Annotated in this window: 2 protein-coding genes and 1 pseudogene; all 3 read right to left on the bottom strand. The window is 48.0% G+C overall.

What is annotated here, in order from left to right:
- Nucleotides 1-398, bottom strand: a pseudogene (locus Q0628_RS00005) (class II glutamine amidotransferase); the annotation flags it as partial.
- Between the two features lie 209 nt (nt 399-607).
- Nucleotides 608-757, bottom strand: coding sequence for a hypothetical protein (locus Q0628_RS00010; RefSeq protein ID WP_298767303.1), 150 nt, complete (start codon nt 755-757; stop codon nt 608-610).
- A gap of 10 nt (nt 758-767) precedes the next feature.
- The gene (locus Q0628_RS00015) at nt 768-1,640 is read right to left on the bottom strand and encodes a hypothetical protein (RefSeq protein ID WP_298767304.1); all 873 of its coding nucleotides are present in this window, start codon (nt 1,638-1,640) and stop codon (nt 768-770) included.
- Nucleotides 1,641-1,867 lie beyond the last annotated feature (227 nt).

Consider the following 1,867-nt stretch of genomic DNA (forward strand, 5'->3'; position numbering starts at 1 on the left):
GATGTCGTCTGAAAAATATGGCCGTCGGCTTCCATTTCGGCACGGAGCTCGGCGGCGTTGGTGATATTACCGTTGTGGGCGACTGCAATCTGGCCCCATTTGCAACTTACGAGAATCGGCTGCGCGTTGGCCAAGGTTGATGCGCCTGTGGTGCTGTAACGCACGTGGCCAATGCCTGCAAATCCGTCAAATTCGTTGATGTCGTGTTCCCGGAGAAGGGTTGATACAAGCCCCATGGACTTGCGGACGCGAATCTTGTCTCCGTCAGTGACCGCGAATCCGGCACTTTCCTGCCCGCGGTGCTGCAGGGCGTAAAGCCCCATGGTAATATTCCTTACGACAGTGTCGCCATTGTAAATGCCGATCACTCCGCATTCTTCGTGCAATTCGTCGAGCATAACGCCTCTTTGAAATGTATGTTCCCTCTACCTCGAAGGTCACAGCCCACCCGGACGGGTGCAAGCAAGGAAACGGCCGCCCTTGTTAAGCAAAAAATGTGCCGAATTGGCGAAAATGGGCTAAAAACAACAAAAAACTAATTGCAAAAGAAAAAGACTTTACAGTGAATGTAAAGTCTTTTGGTTTGGTTTACGTTTTGTGTAAAATATTATGCTTTGTCGGACTTGTCCAGTGAAGAATCAATCGCCGAAAGCGGGCCCGTGTAGGGATTGCTGCTCTGTAGCAGATGAGCCTGGTTCTTGAGCTTGATTTCTTTCAATTCGGGGGCGAAGTAGCTTTTTTTCTGTTCTTTGTTCATGGAGTTCTCCTTATTTCTTTAAGACTTTTTTGCCGTAGTAAGCGCCGCGGGCCTGGTGCGTGCCGTTCAGCTTGCGGCCCTTAAGGTCGTAGTTGCGGTTCATCTTGAATTCGCCTGAGCGAGTATCGATGCTCCCGATAACTGTTGTATGTTCGTTGCCGTTGGTACTTTCGACAATGACCACGTCCATGGTGGCGGGGCGCTTCGTTTCCTTGAATTCGGGACCGAAAATGTCTCTAGTAAATATGAATGCTCTGAAGGGCGGAAGAGTGGCTCCGGCACCGACTTTGACAAACTGGCCGGCAGTTTTAAAGTTTTCTGTGACTTGATCGTTAAATCCATAAATGTTGTCACCCGCAACATGCTCTGATGTAAATTCTAAGAATTCGTCGTTGCCATTAAAAAACCAAAGACCACTACTGCTTACAGGATAGGAGTTATTTGACTTTATTTCTACTGCACCTTTAATTTTAAGGGTCTCGGATTCCATCTGAATGAGATATGGCCTGTAAGCTTGGATTTCTACTTGGCTGATGTCTTCGGTTCCATCTTTTAAGTTTTTAACTTGAACTTCCAATTTTCCGTTGACTTCTTCGACTCCCTGGAAATCGTAGATGTTCTTGACTCCGCTCAGCTGATTCAGGTTGACTGCGAAGGGGAGCATGATTGTGGAGTATCCATTTGCCGAAAGGGGGAACTTTCTTTCGAAGACGACGGAGTCAACTGCTTTGGCTTCGACATCACCGATGGAACCGTAGTAGTCGCCGTCGATGAATGCGGTTGTTTTCCCGTCTCCGGTGATGTATCGGATGGCCGGATAATCTTTTTTCATCATGAGTGTGTTGTTGTAGGCGTAAAGTTTGTAGTTGCTTGTTTTTGCCACGAGATGGTTGAATATTCCATTGTTGATGGCTTCATTGGTGATGTATTCCGATTGTCCGGAAAGAGCGATTTTGGGATTTTTGTCTGGTTATAGATCAGATCATCCATGTTATGCTTCCAGGGGATGCGCTGCAATAAACTCGTCCAGCAGCCGGGCAGCGGTCATGACCATCCGGGCACAGGGACGCTTGGCGTAGAACTCTGCGGTTCTGGGGGTGGGATTGGGAT

It is taken from the genome of uncultured Fibrobacter sp. (assembly GCF_937877005.1).
GTDB lineage: Bacteria > Fibrobacterota > Fibrobacteria > Fibrobacterales > Fibrobacteraceae > Fibrobacter.